The organism is Gibbsiella dentisursi (assembly GCF_039539505.1).
Taxonomy (GTDB): Bacteria; Pseudomonadota; Gammaproteobacteria; order Enterobacterales; family Enterobacteriaceae; genus Gibbsiella; species Gibbsiella quercinecans.
The window spans coordinates 1,994,236-2,013,614 of sequence record NZ_BAABDG010000002.1; the positions used below are offsets into that span (position 1 = coordinate 1,994,236).

The window sequence follows — 19,379 nt, forward strand, 5'->3', positions numbered from 1 at the left end:
GTGGCGTCTCAATCGAACGACACGCCGGGCAGTAAACTGGCCGGCAACGCCAGGCTCTCGCTTTCCAGCGAAGCCATCGGCCAGGCGCAATAATCCGCCGCGTAATAAGCACTGGGGCGATGGTTGCCGGAGGCGCCCACGCCGCCGAACGGCGCGGCGCTGGAGGCCCCGGTCAACGGTTTGTTCCAGTTGACAATGCCGGCGCGCGCTTCAATCAGCAAGCGCTCAAACAATGCCCGCTCCGGCGACACCAACCCGACCGACAGGCCATAGCGCGTGTGGTTGGCAATCTGTAGCGCCTGATCAAAATCGTCGTAACGGATAAGGGTGGTCAACGGCCCGAAATACTCTTCGTCCGGCAGTTCCTGCACCCCGGTCACATCAATGATGCCGGCGCTAAGAAGCGAGCTGTTGTCGGCCAATTGCCGCATCGCCAACAGCGCGTTACCGCCCAATGCCAACAGGCGCTGCTGCGCCGCCAACAGATGTTCAGCCGCCGACAGCGAGATGACGCCGCCCATAAACGGCTGGGGTTCGTCATCCCAGCGGCCAATACGCAGCCCCGCCGCCACCTGCACCAGGCGTGCAATGAAAGCATCCCCCTGTGCGCCACGCTTAACCAGAATGCGTCGGGCGCAGGTGCAGCGTTGGCCAGCGGAAATAAACGCCGACTGGATCGCCAGGTTCACCGCGGCATCCAGATCCAGCGCCTGATCGACGATCAGCGCGTTGTTGCCGCCCATTTCCAGCGCCAGGATCTTCTCCGGTTGCCCGGCCAACTGGCGATGCAGGTGATAACCGGTGCCCGCGCTGCCGGTGAATAACAGGCCGTCGATGTCCGGGCTGGCGGCCAGCGCCTCGCCGGTTGCTCGCCCGCCCTGTACCAGATTAATCACCCCATCCGGCAGGCCGGCCTGTTGCCACAGTTTGAGCGTTTCCTCTGCGGTGTGCGGTGTTAACTCACTGGGCTTAAACACCACGATATTCCCGGCCAGCAGCGCCGGGACAATATGCCCGTTCGGCAAATGGCCCGGGAAATTGTACGGCCCGAACACCGCCATTACGCCATGCGGGCGATGGCGCAACACCGCCGCACCGTCCGGCATTGCCGTATGGCTCTCACCGGTGCGGGCCTGGTAAGCCCGCAGGGAAATGCCGACTTTACCGACCATCGCCTGAACTTCGGTCAGCGTTTCCCAGCGTGGCTTGCCGGTTTCGCGGCTAATCACTTCCGCCAACGCGGATTTATGCTGTTCCAACAGTTCGGCAAAGCGTTTTACCCGCTGCTCACGCTGCTCAAAAGGCGTGCGCGCCCAGGCGGGAAATGCGCGGCGGGCCGCAGCGCACGCCGCGGCGACGTCATCCGCATCCGCAGCGTTGGCCTGCCACAACCGTTGGCCGCTGACGGGATCATGTTTAGCAAATGCAGCGGCGTGGCCTGGCAGCCAGGCGCCATTAATTAACAACCCAGGGTGTGACATTACGCTTTCTCCTGTGGAATAAGGGGGAGCACCCGCACTGGCTCACCAGGCTCGATGCTGAGCATTGCCGCGGTATCCGTGCCGATCAACAGCCGATCGCCATCCCGATCGGCCCGCACCAACAGGGCGCGATAATCCTGATAGCGATCGTTGCTCACCAGATAAACCGGCGCATCGGGGCGTGCCGGCTCGGCGGCTATCGCGGTTTCCAGCCGTTGGCTGTCTTTCACCGCGCGGATCTCGTCAATCTCGGCTTCGAGCGTCGGCCCGCCGTCGAAAATATCCACATAGCCCTGATAGCGCAGCCCTTCCGCCTCCAGTAAACGGCGGGCCGGCGCCGTATGCGGGTGCACCTGCCCCACCGCTTTTTGCGCGTCCTCGGCCAGGAAATCCAGATACAGTGGGTGCTTTGGCATCAGTTCGGCGATAAACGCTTTTTGTCCGGTGCCGCTTAGGTAGTCGGCCTGGGCGAATTCAATCGAGAAGAAATGGCGGCCCATGCTTTCCCAAAACGGCGAACGGCCGCTTTCATCAGAAAAGCCGCGCATCTCGGCGATCACTTTCTGTGAAAAACTCTCGCGAAAGGCGGCCATAAACATAAAGCGTACCTTGGAAAGCAGCTTGCCGTTACTGCCGTGGCGATAGTCTGGATCGAGAAACAGCGTGCACAACTCCGAATGGCCGGTATGGTCGTTGCTCAAAAACAGCGTCGGCACCGATTTATAGACCCCTAATTGCTTTGAGGCATGCACCTGGGTACCCACCCGGAAGCTGTACCAGGGTTCGGTCAGCCCCACCGCCACCTCAAGGGCGCTAATCCCCACCACCCGCTGACATTCGGTATCTTCCAGCACGAACAGGTAGCACTGCTCCGCGCGGGGAAGCTCGCCTTGCCAGGTTTGAAGCGCCCGTTCGATGCGCGCCGACAGCGTTTCTTCATCTTGCGGCAAGGAAGTCAGGCCTACGCCACCTTTGCCGGCGAGCGCCAGCAAATCGGTTAAATCCCGGCGCGCGACTGGGCGAATAATCATCATAATGCGACCCTCAACTTGCATGCGGCCGCCCGGCTGGGCACGGCCGCGCTTTCATCAACAAAGGCGTGCCACGGCACGGGCAAAACGCGCTAAACCTTCAACCACATCCTGCTGCGGAATAATCAGCGAAGGGGTAAAACGCACCACATTCGGGCCGGCTATCAGCGCAATCACCCCTTCTTCATTAGCCAGCCTGGTGAGCTGTTTCGCCTTGCCCGCAAACGCCGGGGCCAGTTCGCAACCAATCAGCAGCCCTTTACCGCGGATCTCGGCAAAAATGCCATATTGTTGATTAATGGCATTCAGCCCGGTGGTGAACCATTCATGGCGTTGTTTTACGCCGCCCAACACCTGTGGGGTATTGATGATGGAAAATACCGTGCCCGCCACCGCCGTTGCCAGCGGGTTGCCGCCGTAGGTGGTGCCGTGGCTGCCCACGCCAAAGGTGGGCGCCAGTTTGTTGGTGGTCAGCATCGCGCCAATCGGGAAGCCGGCGCCGAGCGCTTTGGCAGTTGTCAGCACATCCGGCACCACGCCGTAATGCATATAGGCATACAAATCGCCGGTGCGGCCGACGCCCGTTTGCACTTCATCAAAAATCAACAGTGCGCCATGGCGATCGCACAGCTCGCGCAGGCCCTGCAGGAAGGCCGGATCTGCCGGCAGCACGCCGCCCTCGCCCTGGATCGGCTCGACGATCACCGCGCAGGTCTGATCGCCGATCGTTTCGGCCGCCGCCGCCAGATCGTTAAACGGCGCGTGAGTGATGCCGCCGGGCAGCGGCGCGAAGTCCTGCGAATATTTAGGCTGCCCGCCGACAGAAACGGTAAACAGCGTGCGGCCATGAAATGCATTGTTAAAAGCGACGATTTGGTTTTTCGCCGCGTTGCCCTGTTCCAGTGCATACTTGCGCGCCAGCTTCAACGCGGCTTCGTTGGCTTCCGCACCGGAGTTGCAAAAAAAGACTTTGTCGGCGAACGTGGCGTCGATCAGTTTTTTTGCCAGGCGCAGCACCGGCTCATTGGTGTAGCCATTGCCCAAATGCCAGAGTTTCCCCGCCTGTTCGGCCAATGCCGCCGTGACGGCCGGGTGAGCATGCCCCAGCGCATTGACCGCAATACCGCCGGCAAAATCAATGTAGGATTTGCCCTGCTGATCCCAAAGTTGCGATCCTTCCCCACGTACCAGGATAAAATCGGCAGGCGCATAAACCGGCACCATCCAGTCGTCAAAAGACTGGCGGGTAACTGCAATTGGCTGTTCCATTCGTGACCTCACATCTTAGAAATACTGAATTTGATCGTACGCGCCGGCGCTATAGCGGATATTGTGCGATAAAACAAAAATATCCCGTAGCAGGCTCCCTTTCACCGTGGCGATAATTCGCCTCATCGCCGGAAATTGCGTACAAAATCATCATAAAAAAACGCGATATCGCCCTATATTTCACTAAAAACCGGCGCTAAAGCGGATAAATATCAAGGTGTGCATAACAACACTTATTAATTGATAAAGAGTGTAGAGCAGCTATCGTGCCAGAATGGCAAAAAGCGCCAACTTCGTAATTTTTCCCTTTAAAACAACAAGTTATAATGCATAATTATGCATTTTTTATGCATTCATACTGAATAATCGGGAAAATAAGGCGGAAAATCATCATTGACCAAAAAAAACTATTCAGTCAGAAAAAAACGTATTTTTTCGTGGTTGCAGTGCAGAAAAGAATTTCTCAACGCTATTCAACAACGGCGCAGCAAACCATTTTGGTGCAACAGCGCACCAAAACGGAGCAAAGGAGCTACACTATTCAGAGGCAATACGGGAAACACGGCAGAAAGGCAGGCCATCGGCCCCGCCAGACGACGGGGCCGATGATTTAGCGGCGGTTACGCACCAATTGATAGCGGCGGGTGAGGTACTCTACCGGCGCACTCCAGATATGCACCAGGCGGCAGAAAGGGAACAGGATGAACAGCGTCATCCCCAGCACCATGTGGATCTTGAAAACCAGCGCCACGCCGTCCAGATGCTGCGCCGCCCCGGCATGGAAGGTCACCACCGCCTGGGCCCAGGCGACCAACTTCAGCATCTCGCTGCCGTCCATGTGCTGGGCTGAAAACGGAATAGTCAACAGGCCAAGCGCCACCTGCACCACCAGCAACGTTAGAATCAGGATATCGCCCACGCTGCTGGTAGCCCGCACGCGCGGATTGGTCAGCCGGCGTTTCAGCAGCATCACGCCGCCAATCAGCATCATCACCCCACAGGCGCCGCCGCCGATCATCGCCAGCTTTTGCTTCACGGCAATCGGCAAGAAGGCTTCATACATCCAGTGCGGCGTCAGCATGCCGAAAAAGTGCCCGGTAAAGATACCGATGATGCCGATATGGAACAGATTGGAAGCCAGCCGCATCCCTTTCTTGTCCAGCATCTGGCTGGAGCCGGCGCGCCAGCTGTACTGGCCGTAGTCATAGCGCAGCCAACTGCCGATCAGGAACACCGCCCCCGCCAGATACGGGTAAATATCGAAGAAGAAAAGATTTAAAAATTGCATGTCAGCCCCCTTTTCTACCCGGCATGGCCTGCGCCACGTCCAGATACTGTGGCGCCACCGCGTGCGCATGGCGGCGTTGATGCGCCGCCTGCTGGGCAGATGCGCACCCTTGCTCCCCAAGGAACTTGACCTGTTCCTCTTCCCACACCGCGTCCAGCGCCTGCGGCGTATCGTCGCGAGCTTCAGCGGCCACTTTTTGCTGCAACGCGGCGGCCTGTATGCCGCTGCCGGACAGCGCCAGCAGGGCATCGAACAGCACGCTGTATGCGCTCTGGCGGCTGTTAAGCCGCTCACCCAGCAGTGCCAGAATAGGCGCCACGTCCTGTAGCCCGCCGCGCGCCTGCGCCAGGCTGCCGCTGGCCAGATATTCCAGGTACATCGGTAAAAAGTCCGGCAGTTCACGGCTGTTGATTTCCAACCCGGCCCGCCGATACTGGGCCATCAGATCGACCATCGCCTGGCCGCGATCGCGGGATTCCCCGTGCACATGTTCAAACAGCAGCAGCGAGGTGGCGCGCCCACGATCGAACAGTTCGCAGTATTCCGCCTGCACGTCCAATAGCGGGCGGGCGCAAAAGCGCTGGATAAAACCCTTCAGTTGCGTGCGGTGGTGTGGCGCCAGTTCATCAGCGCTTTCCAGTGCGGCGATCAACGCCGACTGGTGCGCGAACAGCGCCGGATCCGGATAATCCAACAGGCGTGCTATCACGCGCAGGGCCATCATGATACGTCCTCCCGGCGCGGCGTTTTCGCCGTCACGTCAATAGCATCAATGCGGCGGCTGTTAAACAGGTTGAATTTACTGTCGCTGCCGTGGCAACCATCGCCAAAGCTAAAACCGCAGCCTTTGCTTTCCGGGAAGGCCTCGCGCGCCAGCTCGCGGTGGCTGGAAGGGATCACGAAACGGTCTTCATAGTTGGCGATCGCCAGGTAGCGGTACATTTCCTGCGCCTGGGCTTCGGTTAGCCCCACCTGCTCCAGCGCACGGGTGTCCACCTGCCCGTCAACGCTCTCGGCACGTTTGTAATGACGCATCGCCAGCATGCGTTTCAATGCCAACAACACCGGCTCTGGGTCGCCTGCGGTAAGCAGGTTGGCCAGGTACTGCACCGGAATGCGCAGGCTTTCGACATCCGGCAATACCCCGCTGTGCGCCAGCGCGCCGGCATCCGCAGCGGACTGGATCGGCGACAGCGGCGGCACATACCACACCATCGGCAGGGTGCGGTATTCCGGGTGCAGCGGCAACGCCAGCTTCCAGTCCACCGCCATTTTGTACACCGGCGACTGTTGCGCCGCGTCGATCACCCCTTGCGGCACCCCATCTTGCAGCGCCTGGGCGATGATCGCCGGATCGTTGGGATCCAAAAAGATATCCAGTTGGCTGCGGTACAGATCCTGCGCGTTTTCCGCCAGCGCGGCCTGCTCGATGCGATCGGCGTCGTACAACAGCACGCCCAGATAGCGGATGCGCCCCACGCAGGTTTCCGAACATACCGTCGGCTGGCCGGATTCAATACGCGGGTAACAGAAGATGCACTTCTCGGATTTGCCGCTTTTCCAGTTGAAATAGATTTTTTTGTAGGGGCAACCGGTCAGGCACATACGCCAGCCACGGCATTTATCCTGATCGATCAGCACAATGCCGTCTTCACCGCGTTTATAAATGGCGCCGCTGGGGCAGGTCGCCACGCACGCCGGGTTAAGGCAGTGCTCACACAGGCGCGGCAGATACAGCATGAAGGTGTTTTCGAACTGGCCGTACATCGCCTTTTGCATGCTATCGAAGTTTTTATCTTTGGCGCGCTTTTCAAACTCGCCGCCGAGGATCTCCTCCCAGTTCGGCCCATTTTCGATCTTGTTCATCCGCTTGCCGGTGATCAGCGAACGCGGGCGGGCGATTGGCTGGTGTTTGCCCTGCGGCGCCGCCTGCAGATTTTGGTAATCGTAATCGAACGGCTCATAGTAATCGTCCAACGCCGGCACGTCCGGGTTGGCGAAAATCTTGGACAGCAGGCTGACGCGGTTGCCCATGCGCGGCTCCAGCTTACCGTTGATTTTACGGATCCAGCCGCCCTTCCACTTTTCCTGATCTTCCCAGGCCTGCGGGTAGCCGACGCCGGGCTTGCTTTCCACGTTGTTGAACCAGGCGTATTCCATCCCTTCACGGCTGGTCCAGACGTTCTTGCAGGTGACCGAGCAGGTATGGCAGCCAATGCATTTATCCAGGTTCAGCACCATGCCAACTTGAGAACGAATTTTCATTTGGCTTTCTCCTGTTGGCTGCCCTGCACGCTGTCGTTGCCCTCGCCGTCCAGCCAGTCAATACGGTTCATCTTGCGCACTACTACAAACTCATCCCGGTTGGAACCTACGGTGCCGTAGTAGTTAAAGCCATAGGCCAGTTGGGCGTAGCCGCCGATCATATGAGTCGGTTTCGGGCTGATGCGGGTAACGGAGTTGTGGATCCCCCCGCGCTGGCTGGTGATTTCCGAGCCGGGGATATTCATGATGCGCTCTTGCGCGTGGTACATCATGGTCATCCCTGAAGGGATACGCTGGCTGACGACCGCGCGCGCCGTCAGTGCACCGTTGGCGTTAAAGGCTTCGATCCAATCATTGTCGACAATGCCCAGGGATTTGGCGTCGTCTTCACTTAGCCAAATAATCGGCCCGCCGCGCGCCAGGGTTAGCATCAGCAAGTTATCGCTATAGGTGGAGTGGATCCCCCATTTCTGGTGCGGCGTCAGGAAGTTGAGCGCTTTTTCCGGGTTGCCGTTAGGCTTTTGGTTTAGCAACGGCTGTGCGGCCCGGGTGTCGATCGGCGGGCGATAAGCCAACAGGCTCTCCCCGAACGCCCGCATCCACTCATGGTCTTGATAAAGCTGCTGACGACCGCTTAGAGTGCGCCAGGGGATCAGCTCATGCACGTTGGTATAGCAGGCATTGTACGAAACGTGTTCATCTTCCAGGCCGGACCAGGTGGGGCTGGAGATAATCTTGCGCGGCTGGGCCTGAATATCGCGGAAGCGGATTTTCTCGTCTTCCTTGTTGAGCGCCAGGTGGGTGTGATCGCGCCCGGTCAGGTTGCTGAGCGCCTGCCAGGCCTTCACTGCCACCTGGCCGTTGGTTTCCGGCGCCAGTGACAGGATCACTTCTGCCGCGTCTATGGCGCTTTCTATCTTCGGCCGGCCGGCCGCCGGGCCGCTGGTTTTCACATAGTTGAGTTTTTTCAGAAAGTCGACTTCCTGCTGGGTGTTCCAGCCGATGCCCTTGCCGCCGTTGCCCAGTTTATCCAGCAGCGGCCCCAGCGCAGTGAAGCGTTCATAGGTCGCCGGGTAGTCACGCTCCACCAGCATGATGTGTGGTGCGGTTTGGCCTGGGATCAGATCGCATTCGCCCCGCTTCCAATCCTGCACGCCGAACGGCTGCGCCATTTCTGCGGCGGAATCATGCTGGATCGGCAGCGTCACCACATCGGTTTCCTGCCCCAGATGGCCAACGCACACTTCAGAGAACTTGCTGGCGATGCCTTTATAAATTTCCCAGTCGCTCTTGGATTCCCAGGCAGGATCCACCGCCGCAGACAACGGGTGGATAAACGGATGCATGTCCGAGGTGTTCATGTCGTCTTTTTCGTACCAGGTGGCGGTCGGCAAGACGATATCCGAATACAGACAGGTGCTGGACATGCGGAAATCCAACGTGACCACCAGATCCAGCTTGCCTTCACCGCCCTGATCCTGCCACTCCACTTCCTGCGGTTTGACGCCGCCCTGCTGCCCCAGATCTTTGCCCTGGATACCGTGTTCGGTGCCCAACAGGTATTTGAGCATGTATTCATGCCCCTTGCCGGATGATCCCAACAGGTTGGAACGCCAAACGAACAGGTTACGCGGGAAATTCTGCGGATTATCCGGCTGTTCGGCGGCGAAACGCAGTGTGCCTTGCTTCAGGCTGGCAACCGTGTAATCCACCGGCGTTTGGCCGGCCACTGCGGCCTGGGCGGCAATACGTAGCGGATTGGTGCCCAACTGCGGCGCGGAAGGCAGCCAGCCCATGCGTTCGGCGCGCACGTTGAGATCGATCAGGCTGCAGTTGAAACGGCTTTTGTCCGCCAGCGGCGACAGCAGTTCCTGCGGGCCGACGGTTTCATAGCGCCATTGGCTGGAATGGTTATAGAAAAATGAAGTGCTGTTCATATGGCGCGGCGGGCGCTGCCAATCCAGCCCGAACGCCAGCGGCAGCCAACCGGTTTGCGGGCGCAGCTTCTCCTGGCCGACGTAATGCGCCCAACCGCCGCCGCTTTGCCCCACGCAACCGCAGAAGATCAGCATATTGATCAACCCACGGTAGGTCATATCCATGTGGTACCAGTGGTTGATGCCGGCGCCGACGATAATCATCGAGCGGCCATGGGTTTTCTCGGCGTTTTCGGCAAATTCGCGCGCGATACGGGTGATATTGTGGCGTGATACGCCGGTGATTTGCTCTGCCCAGGCCGGCGTATAGGCCTTCACCTGGTCATAATCGGTGGCGCAGTTGGCATCGTTCAGGCCGCGATCCAGGCCATAGTTGGCCAGGGTGAGATCGTAAACGCTGGCGACCCGAGCCTCACTGCCGTCCGCCAACCGCAGGCGTTTTATCGGCAGTTTGTGCAGCAGGATCTCATCAAGCGCCACGCTGTTGAAATGTTCGCTTTGCGCGCCGCCAAAGTAGGGGAAACCGACGTCGACAACCTCATCGTGCGCGCCGAGCAGGCTAAGCTGCAGCACTATCTCACGCTGCTGCCCGCCTTCGCGCTGTTCCAGGTTCCACTTGCCCTTTTCGCCCCAGCGAAAGCCGATCGCCCCTTGCGGCGCGACCAGCTCACCGCTCAGGCTGTCGATAGCGACGGTTTTCCATTGCGGGTTATTTTCCTGCCCCAGGGCGGCCACCAGATCGCTGGCGCGCAGCATGCGGCCGGCGGCGTAGTAACCGCCCTCGCGCGCTTCCAGCAAAACCAACATCGGCATGTCGGTGTAGCGGCGCACATAATCGCGGAAATAGCCCACTTCGCGATCCAGGTGGAACTCCCGCAGCATCACGTGGCCCATCGCTAATGCCATTGCGCTGTCGGTGCCCTGCTTCGGGCTAAGCCACTGATCGCACAACTTGGCGATTTCTGCATAATCCGGCGTGACGGCCACGGTCTTGGTGCCTTTGTAGCGCACTTCGGTGAAGAAGTGCGCGTCGGGGGTGCGCGTCTGCGGCACGTTAGATCCCCAGGCGATGATATACGAGGAATTGTACCAGTCTGCCGATTCGGGCACGTCGGTCTGCTCGCCCCAGGTCATGGGCGAAGCCGGCGGCAAATCGCAATACCAATCGTAGAAACTCAGGCAAACGCCGCCAATCAGCGACAGATAACGTGCACCGGCAGCATAAGAAACCATCGACATCGCCGGGATGGGTGAAAAACCGATAATGCGATCCGGGCCATAGGTTTTGGCGGTATAAACGTTGGCGGCGGCGATCAGCTCATTCGCTTCCTGCCAGTTGGCGCGCACAAAGCCACCGCGGCCGCGCGCACTTTTATAACTGGCGGCCTTTTGCGGATCGCTGACGATGGAAGCCCATGCGTCAACCGGATCGCTGTGTCGGGCTTTGGCTTCGCGCCACAGTGCAACCAGGCGTTTGCGCATCAGCGGATATTTCAGGCGGTTGGCGCTGTAAAGATACCAGGAGTAGCTGGCGCCGCGCGGGCAGCCGCGCGGTTCATGATTCGGCAAATCGGGGCGGGTACGGGGGTAATCGGTCTGTTGGGTTTCCCAGGTCACCAGGCCGTTTTTGACATAGATTTTCCAACTGCATGAACCGGTACAGTTTACGCCGTGGGTAGAACGCACCACTTTGTCGTGCTGCCAGCGGCTGCGGTAACCGTCTTCCCAGTCGCGGTTGGCGTTCAGCGTCTGGCCGTGCTCACCAGAGAACGGCTCGGCCAGTTGTTTAAAATAGCGAAACCGGTCTAAAAATTTGCTCATCCGGGCTTCTCCTGACTGCTTTTATCGTTATTGGTTTACCCAATGAATTTCAACGAAGCATGAAAGACACGGGTATAGACATTGCTCGATCTGGCACCCAGCCTAATGACGGGCTGGCGCAGGCCAGTTGATTGCGATCAAGAGAAGCTGACGCGTTAAGCGATGAAACTGGCGCAAATACCACCAAAGAATAATCTGGTGGTATTTATTTAATTTATTGATAGTGAAGAAATAATTATTAATTATCGGCAAGAGGAACTGCGGGGAACACGGCATGGGATATTTAGGGGTAGCGTGCGGGGATATCCCCGCGCGCATCATTCAAAGGTTGCGGTTAAGATAAAATTTATTGTTTACGTAATTTTTCTCTACGTTCAGTTGAAAAGTGCCATCAACCCGTTCAAAGGCATTATGGGGATTATCGATAACACAGCCCTGGAACTGTTTCACTTGATTAGCCACCGCGCCGCCGATATAGGTGTTGGTGGTTGGCAATACGCCACTGTACTCGCTGTTATGGGAAAAGCGACACTGCAAATAAGATACGGGCACGGCGCAAACTGCACCATTCCGGCCTACGGTGGGCGAGATAACCTGTGAATGACGTACTGTCACATCGCTGCTGGTGACATCTTGTTGGGGCTCCTCAAACCAGTCGGCCACAGCCAACGTGCCTGGCAGCACACAGCGATCGTAGATAATGGTGGTATCGTAAGGGGTTCGATGGCACACCGTGAGAAAATGCGTATCCGAGAGATGGAATATCTGCTTGGTTCGCGCCTGGCCAAACTTCCAACTGGCCAGCCAGGCAGCGTTGCCATCGGTGGCCGAACTGCCATAGCGGTAATAGCTTTCGGCTACCACCTTGCTCACCTCAACCCTAATGGGCTGGCCACCACGGGTTATCGTGGCCATCTGTTGCGCGCCCAACAGGCTGTAATCCGCGCTTTGTACAATAGGCCGCAGCACGACCGGGACGTTGCAGCGAACATAAATATTGCGCAGCGAGATACAGCGCGGCAACTGCTTACTGGCAAGAAAGGCCGGCGTTTTGCCCCCATCACCTCCCACATCATAATCAACCAGCGCCACGATAAAATTCGCCGATTGCGGCGGACGTTGCGCATCAATGAATATCCCATCCACCTCAATATCCGGATCGCTGGCCAGCATGCCCAGTGTGTGTTTCACACGGGCACAATTAATCAGTTTGTATTCCGTGGCCAACGAGGATATTTGCACCGTCAAATTGCGGATCAGGATACGGCCATCAAAGCTGGAACCATAATCAGGCCGGATCTCGATCGACGCTCGGTAACCCGCCTCATGCAGAACGTGGGTACAATCGAGTAGATGGAATTCTCCCCAGCCACTGATATGCGCATGATGCAGCCAGCGTACCTGTTGCGCAGTAAAATCCGCGATCGCCGCATGGCCGCCAAAAGAATAATAGCAACCGCCGCGCAGGAGTGTGCCGCGTGAATAATTGCCATCGATACCGCCCACGCCGGATTGTTGTAGCGAGCCGTTAACCTGGAGGTTGGCATGGCGCTCAATCAACATGAAATAGTTCAGATAATAGGTATCTTTTTCAAGACGCTGCAGATTGATTTGGTTATTGACGATAGTATTGGCGCATTGCTCAATCAGCAACGCCGTATAAATTTGCCCTAACGCCAACAATCCGCCCATCTCCAGGGTAACGTTGCAGCGGCGCACACTAATCAGAGCCTTGAATTGGGCACCATAGGTGTTAAAACTCGGCGCTCTGAAGGTCAAGCGATGCAGGAAAGCTTTATAGCGCAGTTGGAAATCCTTCGCCTGCGCGAACCCCATATAAATCGGCCAGTTAAGGCGGCCATCAGCATCAATGATATTCGTTTCACACTTGGCGATAGCCTGTTGCGTTGCCAATCCATTGGCATCATTACGGTAAACGTAAGTATCCGAGCTGTCGAATTGCAAATAACCTTTCAACCCAAGGGCACCGCCCGCCAGTGTCTGGCCCCCTTTGACCAGCGCGCTTTGTGTAACGTTGACCGCGACAAAATCCTGTGGAAAAGAAAAAATTACTTTACTGGCATTATAAATTTCCCCAGCAGGCAACCCTTCATGCGTTTGGCAATGGATCGTCGCCAGGCTCATATCGACATTGGTCTCCACCGGGATACCGTCCTTCGTCGCATCCAGGTGGTATACCCCGCAGGCGATAACCGCCTTGCTGTTGGCATTGGCAAAGTTGAACATGTTGATAAATGCCTGGGTATCGTTGCCGCCGTTGCCCGCCCCATACATTTCCGGCGTAACAACGTCTGTTTCGCTCATGGTCTGCTCCTTATCGTTTTAAGCACCGTCCATTTCATGGCCAATCCACTCACCGCTTTCGCGATTGATGTGGTTTAAGTAACGTTCATACTGCTCTTCGCAATAAAACACATTCAACAACGGCGTGTTGTACAGGGACTCCCACATCTGCCCAAGCAATATCGGCCGCCGCGGCACATAGATGTTCTCAATCAGGTTATAACCGGTTGCCATCAACATCAGGAAAAGGAAAAAGTAATTGAAGCGGCCGCGAATAAACGAAGCTGGGTAGGAAATATAATAAAAAAGCAAAAAAATCGATGCGGCACTGGCGTAACGACTGGCCGCCTGAAGTGAACTGGAAGAGAGGAAGATAAACACCACCAACCACGCGGCATAATTTCTAATATCGCCAGGTTGGTTACGCATAGGGTAAGCCAAAAGATATATGCCAAGAAATAACGCCGGAAATAAGACAATCAGGAAGTTAATCATCCCATTCGCATTGCCACTGGTAAGATATTCACTGGCATACAACCCCGAAGTGTATACGCTGGAATAGCTATCAATACCGGAGATAGTAATATGCGACAGGATAAATGGCAGCGCATATTTGGCGTTCAAGAACGCCAACGCGCTAAAAACCACCGTGAGTAAGCGGTTCAGTAAAAAGAACCGGCTGCAGAGGAACACGCCGAGTAACAGCATGCTGGAAAAGTGCGTCAACATGGCGAATAGCAGGAGAAATACGGCCAGATGAAGGTGCTTCCGTTCACAAAGCATGACCATGGCAAGGGTCATAATCGCGATGGAAAAGCCAAATCGCAGCCCCATGGCAATGATAAAGGGGTTGATCAAGAACAGCACCGCCAGGTGCAACAACACAAACTGGCGCGGCGAAAAAACCTTTCCGCTAGCCAGCGACACCATGTTCAGTGCGTTCAGGTAAGCATACACCCCCAGTGCGGCATACAGTGCCGGGATAATATAAAATGGCACGCCGAGGGTTTTAAAAAGATAAATATTGGCATGCAAAATCAAATCCACTTTACCCAGCATAATGTCGCTCAAATGGGTGGCGGAATTGATCGATTCATAAACAGAATAATGACGATAAAGATCGGACAACGGTGGTATTTTAAGGAAAAGGAAGAAATAGCAAACCGCAATAATGAAATAGGCCGATGAATTCCGATTGCCTGAACGTAACGTGGCAATGCTGTGTAATAAAGCCAATAGCGGCATGATCAGCAACAATACGCTGCCAATCACTGCCGAGCGTTCAACACGCATAAATATCCTCTAAATTAATCTTCTCTATCAGCTTGATGGCGCGGCGGCCATCAAGACAAAGAAACCGAATTTACCCTGGTACGGCGGCACCGAACGATGGGGACACCGTCAGAAAGGCTGGCCTTTGAAAAAGGCGTTGCGGAGAATATTTTTGACATAAACCCCAGCCGCAGAACCGCTGTTGATGTAAATAATCCCCTTCATCCCATGCAATATGCCGCTAATACGGCTGTGGTTATCGGTCAGAATGCGCGAACGGATACAGGTATGGCGCAACTGCATGATCTTGCGCGCCTGTGGCGAAATCATTGGCATCAGGCGGCGTTCAAAGCACATCTTGTGCTGGTAACCGACAATGCCTTTCGCGCTATAGGTAATACGTTCGCCGTCGTGATCGTTATGTACCGCCAGCCGCTCGTGCAATATCCCAATGTGCGCGCCGGCCGCCAATAAGCGATACAGAAAGATGTGGTCCTGATAGCGTGGGGTATTAAAAAAACCGCGCACCCGGATTGCCGTCTCTCTACGCAACATAATCATCGGGGTATAAGCGACGCCGGCCAACATAAAGTCCTGCAGCCCCTGGCAGCGCGCCCGGTAGTAATGTTCCGCACTGATCTGCCCGTCTTTAAGAATATCCATATCGCACAGGCTGACGTCATAACCGCCCGTCTGCATAAAGGCCAACTGGCGGGCAATTTTCTGCGGATGATAGTAATCGTCATCATCCAGGAAGGTAACGTACTCCCCCGTCGCACGCAGAATACCGCTATTGCGCGCGCGTGAACCGCCGCCGTTGCGGCGGCGTGGATAATAGATTATTTTCCCCTGCCCGATATAAGGCGCCAGGCGCTGGCGCGTGGCCTTACGCTGGGGCTCACTCGGCGAATTATCATCCACCACAATCACTTCCACCTGCGCATGGGTTTGTGCCAGGACGCTATCAATGGCGCGGATCAGTAATTCACTGCGGCCATAGGTGGGTATAATCACACTAACTTTGGTGCTCATCATTTTTCATCCGCAATAATCATTTTGTTCATGCCCTCCCCAGCCCTGTTCGCTGCCGCTTATCCGCCACGGTTATATAAGCGGGCCAACAGGTAATAGGCTAACGGGCTACGATAGAACAACCGGTTTTTCCGGCTCAGCAACCGCTGTTCTTCCGCACGTAGACGCGCATATTGGCGCCTTAATAACGCCGTTTCGCGCAGTGCGGCAGGCAAACCGCAAAAATCCAACCCAACCAGCAGGCGGGCTTTCAGCGTGGTAACAAACAGGATGGAATACAGATGATTGCCAGGCGCTTTACGCCGGCCAATATTTGCCTGGCCCAGCGCATAGTCCAGATCGTCCAAATCACGCCGTTTCGGCGCGCGGGTAATGCCCGCAGGATTTACGCGATACCCCACCAAAGGCGTACTGCAAGTGACGATGCTGCGCGCCTTCAGGTAGAGTTGCGGTATCAATTGAATATCTTCGAAGTTTCGCCCGGCAGGGAAAAGCGCGCCGTCAAACAACGCCGCACGATAAATACGCGCCCAGGCGTACCACATGCTGCGATTGAAGCTCTCCTGCAACAACGCCTGGCGCCCAGCGCTGTCCGGCGGTTTCACATCACCAGGCACGATGTGCATGATGTTTCCCGCGCTCGCGTCTCCAGCGGTGGAAAATCGCCTGGCGTTGAACGCCACAATTTCCGCCTGCGGGTTTTCCGCCAGTAACTGCCCAAGCGTAGTGAAATAATCCGGCAGCAGCAGATCGTCCGAATCAAGGAAACCAATGTAGCGCCCGGTCGCGTGGGCAATCCCGGTATTCCGTGCCGCACTCAACCCCTGATTGGTTTGGCGCAGCATGGCGACCTGCCCCTGCCCCTGCGGATAACGCGCCAGAACCCGTTTGGCGATCGCCATCGAATCATCGGGGCTGCCGTCATCAACGATAATCACCTCCGCCCAGGCCGGCAATGAGGCGAGCACCGAGTGAAGGCAGGCTTCAATATAATCCGCGACCTTATAAACGGGGATGATGAGGCTAAGAGTCATCGTGTTCACTGGCGATCCTTTTCCGTCGTTTGACGTTGTACCCACAGCGCCATACTGCCCATCGCCGGCAACGCTAACTCTGCGCCTTGTGGTTCCTGCCATTGCCAACCGGCCGGCAGCGCAAAATGCACGGACATCGGCCGGTAATAGGGATTAACCACCAGCACCAGCCCACGGCCACCGTCGATAAACAGCCGGGCCGGAATGGCCGTGTTATTGCCATGCAGCATCCGGCTTTCGCCCGAGAGCAAGTAAGGGGTAAAACTGACGATCTCCTGTGCAACCTTGGCCACGCCCTGCCAAATGCCGTCAAACTCTTGCTGCCGGAACGTTCCCCGGTTGCGCTTGTAAAACAGATCGGTATAGGAATAAAAAAGTATCCCTTTCGCGCCGCCAATCAGCCCCAGCCAGGCTTGGTTCCGCATCTCGGCTTCACTGGGTTGGTGCGGTTTTCGCCCGGGGCTATACGCCGCATGATCCATGATTTGGGTGACAATCCACGCCCCCTTGGCCTGCCGGGCCGCCATTTTGGTCAGGCGTGCATACAGCAACGTACGGGTGAGATCGTTATCTTTCCCGACCGGATAAGGATCGCTGGCCAACACATCCGAACTGTTGAAATAGCTGTCCAACGCCCCGGCCCGGTCCACGACCTGAAACGTCAAATGATCGGGATCGCGCTGTTTGATCTGCAGATGCTTTGCTTCAATCTGCGGCACATATTCCAGCCCCAATTCATCGTTGATATACCAGGCCAGCAGATTAGGCTGGTGTTTGAGTTTCTCTACATACGCGGCGGTCAGGGCCGGATAACTCAGGTGGGTTTCCGGCGCGAACTGCGTGCCGGTATAAAAGTCCTTCACGGAATAAATGACCTGTAAATCATGTTGCTGCGCCTTGCGGAAATAGCCGCCGGGATCCTTGCTCACACCGTAGTCATAATCCAGCAGCGTGTTAAAACCCGCCGCACGAATGCGTGCCAGATGCTCATCGGTCGCCATGCCGGCATACATGTAGATCCCAAGCGGGAAAAAACGCTTACCGTCTTTTAGGGTATATCCCTGTGCATCCAATGCGACTTTTGGCGGCCGGCTGCTGATACTGATCGGCATAGCGCTGGAGCGGCTAAGCTGCGAGTCTTGCGCGGTCACCCGCTGTTGCAACCGATATTCACCGGCCGAAAGCGTTGCCGGCAGCGCAAACAGCACCGGCTGTTCTCCTTCTATATGGTAATGCCGGCGATCACGTTTAACCGCCTCACCGCGGCTATCCAGCAATGTGCTATCCACCTGTACCGGTTGTTTGTCCGGCATGAAAACGGTACTCAGTGCCACCTCGTCGTCTGCCCGCACCTGGTAAAGCACCGGCGCGGTGGGTTGCAGGCAGGCATAGACATCATCAAACTCTGCGCGCCCCGTGGTGCCCCGGCGAAAGTAGACGCCGAGCGTCACTTCCGCCGCCCGTGCCGGCACCAAAAAACGGCCCGCGACAGGCTGCCAATCACCGGTGCCGACCATGCCCTGCGGATGGCTTCCTGCCAGATAGCGCCCATCCGCATCGTAACTTTCGACGAAAATACCCGCCCCCCGATCGTCGGCGTCCCCCTGTAAATCTGCACCCTTCACCCAAACGCCAAAATCAAGCGCCTGCCCGGGCTTAACGCGCAATTGTTGGGTCATCGTGTAGTAACGTTCAGGATCGCTATTCTGATAGCGCAGGCTGGCCTGCCCAGTGCGGCCGCCGGTGATAATTTCGCCGGCCGATAGCACCCAACCTTGCTCCCCTAGCTCAAACCCACCGTTTTCGATCAGGTTATCCGCACAGCCGGCCGCGCACGCCTGTCCTGCCAGCCACACGCCGGCCGACAGACAAGCGCCTGATAATATTGAATACGTCATTGCCTTTTCATCGCCGCGTTGTACAAATAGGAACAAAACAGATAGCAGGATTTTTGGTAGGAGAAGCCTAAATGGCGGCGGTAAATTTGCCATTGCCAGTCCGCCGCTTTGATTTTGTTGCCAGACAGCGACTGGGCGGAAAGGCGGTAAAACGCTAATGGTTCAGGTACGCAATAGGCAAGGCGATTGCGGGCCTTTTCCATCACGGACAGCCACATCACATAATCTTCATGCCCCACCTTGCGCTGGAATACCTTGCCGGTGCGATGCCGGTTATAGATCCCGGTCAGGTTGCCGATCCAATTGCTTTTCAACATATCGCGATAGGCGATGATCTCCTGGCCGCCGCGGTAGTGCTTAATTTGCTGCGGATCCTGTTCAAAAGTGTAGTAATGCGAACACACGACATCGTAACGGCCGGTCTGCAAAATACCGACCTGGCGTGCCAGCTTATTCTTGTGCCAGATATCGTCGCTATCGCAAAAGGCGATATAGCCGCCGCGCGCCGCCTCAATCGCGATATTCCGCGTTTCGGCGACGCCTTGATTAGTATCGTTGCGAATATAAGTCAGCCGATCGTGAATAAACGGTTTGATCACTTCCGCGGTATTGTCGGTGGAGGCATCATCGATCACATACAAATGGTAATCCTGGTAGGTCTGCGCCAATACGCTCAGGATCGACTGTTTGATAAAGCTGGCCGCATTGTATGCCGGCATGATAATTGACACGCTTTCCATATTAACC

13 protein-coding genes are annotated in these 19,379 nt (G+C 56.5%); all 13 read right to left on the minus strand.

Annotated elements, in window-relative coordinates; genetic code table 11:
* Positions 1 to 8: 8 nt before the first annotated feature.
* Positions 9 to 1,481 (minus strand): succinylglutamate-semialdehyde dehydrogenase, encoded by a 1,473-nt coding sequence (gene astD, locus ABFX35_RS09590; RefSeq protein ID WP_346080534.1) that lies wholly within the window; start codon positions 1,479 to 1,481, stop codon positions 9 to 11.
* Entirely contained in the window at positions 1,481 to 2,515 is a 1,035-nt protein-coding gene (astA, locus tag ABFX35_RS09595) for an arginine N-succinyltransferase (protein WP_346080536.1), read from the minus strand. Before astA ends, astD begins: the two co-directional genes overlap by 1 nt.
* A 54-nt stretch (positions 2,516 to 2,569) precedes the next feature.
* Positions 2,570 to 3,781: an aspartate aminotransferase family protein gene (locus ABFX35_RS09600; RefSeq protein WP_279023478.1), complete on the minus strand. Its 1,212-nt coding sequence runs from the start codon at positions 3,779 to 3,781 to the stop codon at positions 2,570 to 2,572.
* Positions 3,782 to 4,391: 610 nt separating this feature from the next.
* Positions 4,392 to 5,069 carry a respiratory nitrate reductase subunit gamma gene (gene narI / locus ABFX35_RS09605; protein WP_279023475.1) on the minus strand — a complete coding sequence of 226 codons (678 nt, stop codon included), beginning with the start codon at positions 5,067 to 5,069 and terminating at the stop codon, positions 4,392 to 4,394.
* 1 nt (position 5,070) lies between these two features.
* Positions 5,071 to 5,793, minus strand: coding sequence for a nitrate reductase molybdenum cofactor assembly chaperone (gene narJ / locus ABFX35_RS09610; protein ID WP_346080539.1), 723 nt, complete (start codon positions 5,791 to 5,793; stop codon positions 5,071 to 5,073).
* Positions 5,790 to 7,334, minus strand: coding sequence for a nitrate reductase subunit beta (narH, locus tag ABFX35_RS09615; protein ID WP_279023470.1), 1,545 nt, complete (start codon positions 7,332 to 7,334; stop codon positions 5,790 to 5,792). Before narH ends, narJ begins: the two co-directional genes overlap by 4 nt.
* The gene (locus ABFX35_RS09620; RefSeq protein WP_346080541.1) at positions 7,331 to 11,092 is read right to left on the minus strand and encodes a nitrate reductase subunit alpha; all 3,762 of its coding nucleotides are present in this window, start codon (positions 11,090 to 11,092) and stop codon (positions 7,331 to 7,333) included. The genes narH and ABFX35_RS09620 overlap by 4 nt, the downstream gene beginning before the upstream one ends.
* Positions 11,093 to 11,413: 321 nt before the next feature.
* A complete protein-coding gene (locus tag ABFX35_RS09625; protein ID WP_346080543.1) occupies positions 11,414 to 13,417 on the minus strand; it encodes a hypothetical protein in 2,004 nt (667 codons plus the stop codon).
* A gap of 18 nt (positions 13,418 to 13,435) precedes the next feature.
* Positions 13,436 to 14,689 carry an EpsG family protein gene (locus ABFX35_RS09630; RefSeq protein ID WP_346080545.1) on the minus strand — a complete coding sequence of 418 codons (1,254 nt, stop codon included), beginning with the start codon at positions 14,687 to 14,689 and terminating at the stop codon, positions 13,436 to 13,438.
* A 108-nt stretch (positions 14,690 to 14,797) separates the two neighbouring features.
* The gene (locus ABFX35_RS09635; RefSeq protein WP_279023462.1) at positions 14,798 to 15,703 is read right to left on the minus strand and encodes a glycosyltransferase family 2 protein; all 906 of its coding nucleotides are present in this window, start codon (positions 15,701 to 15,703) and stop codon (positions 14,798 to 14,800) included.
* Positions 15,704 to 15,759: 56 nt separating this feature from the next.
* Complete coding sequence (locus ABFX35_RS09640) at positions 15,760 to 16,734, minus strand: glycosyltransferase (RefSeq protein ID WP_346080925.1); 975 nt, start codon at positions 16,732 to 16,734, stop codon at positions 15,760 to 15,762.
* 5 nt (positions 16,735 to 16,739) lie between these two features.
* Entirely contained in the window at positions 16,740 to 18,632 is a 1,893-nt protein-coding gene (locus ABFX35_RS09645; protein ID WP_346080547.1) for a carbohydrate-binding protein CenC, read from the minus strand.
* The gene (locus ABFX35_RS09650; protein WP_279023456.1) at positions 18,629 to 19,372 is read right to left on the minus strand and encodes a glycosyltransferase family 2 protein; all 744 of its coding nucleotides are present in this window, start codon (positions 19,370 to 19,372) and stop codon (positions 18,629 to 18,631) included. Before ABFX35_RS09650 ends, ABFX35_RS09645 begins: the two co-directional genes overlap by 4 nt.
* Positions 19,373 to 19,379 lie beyond the last annotated feature (7 nt).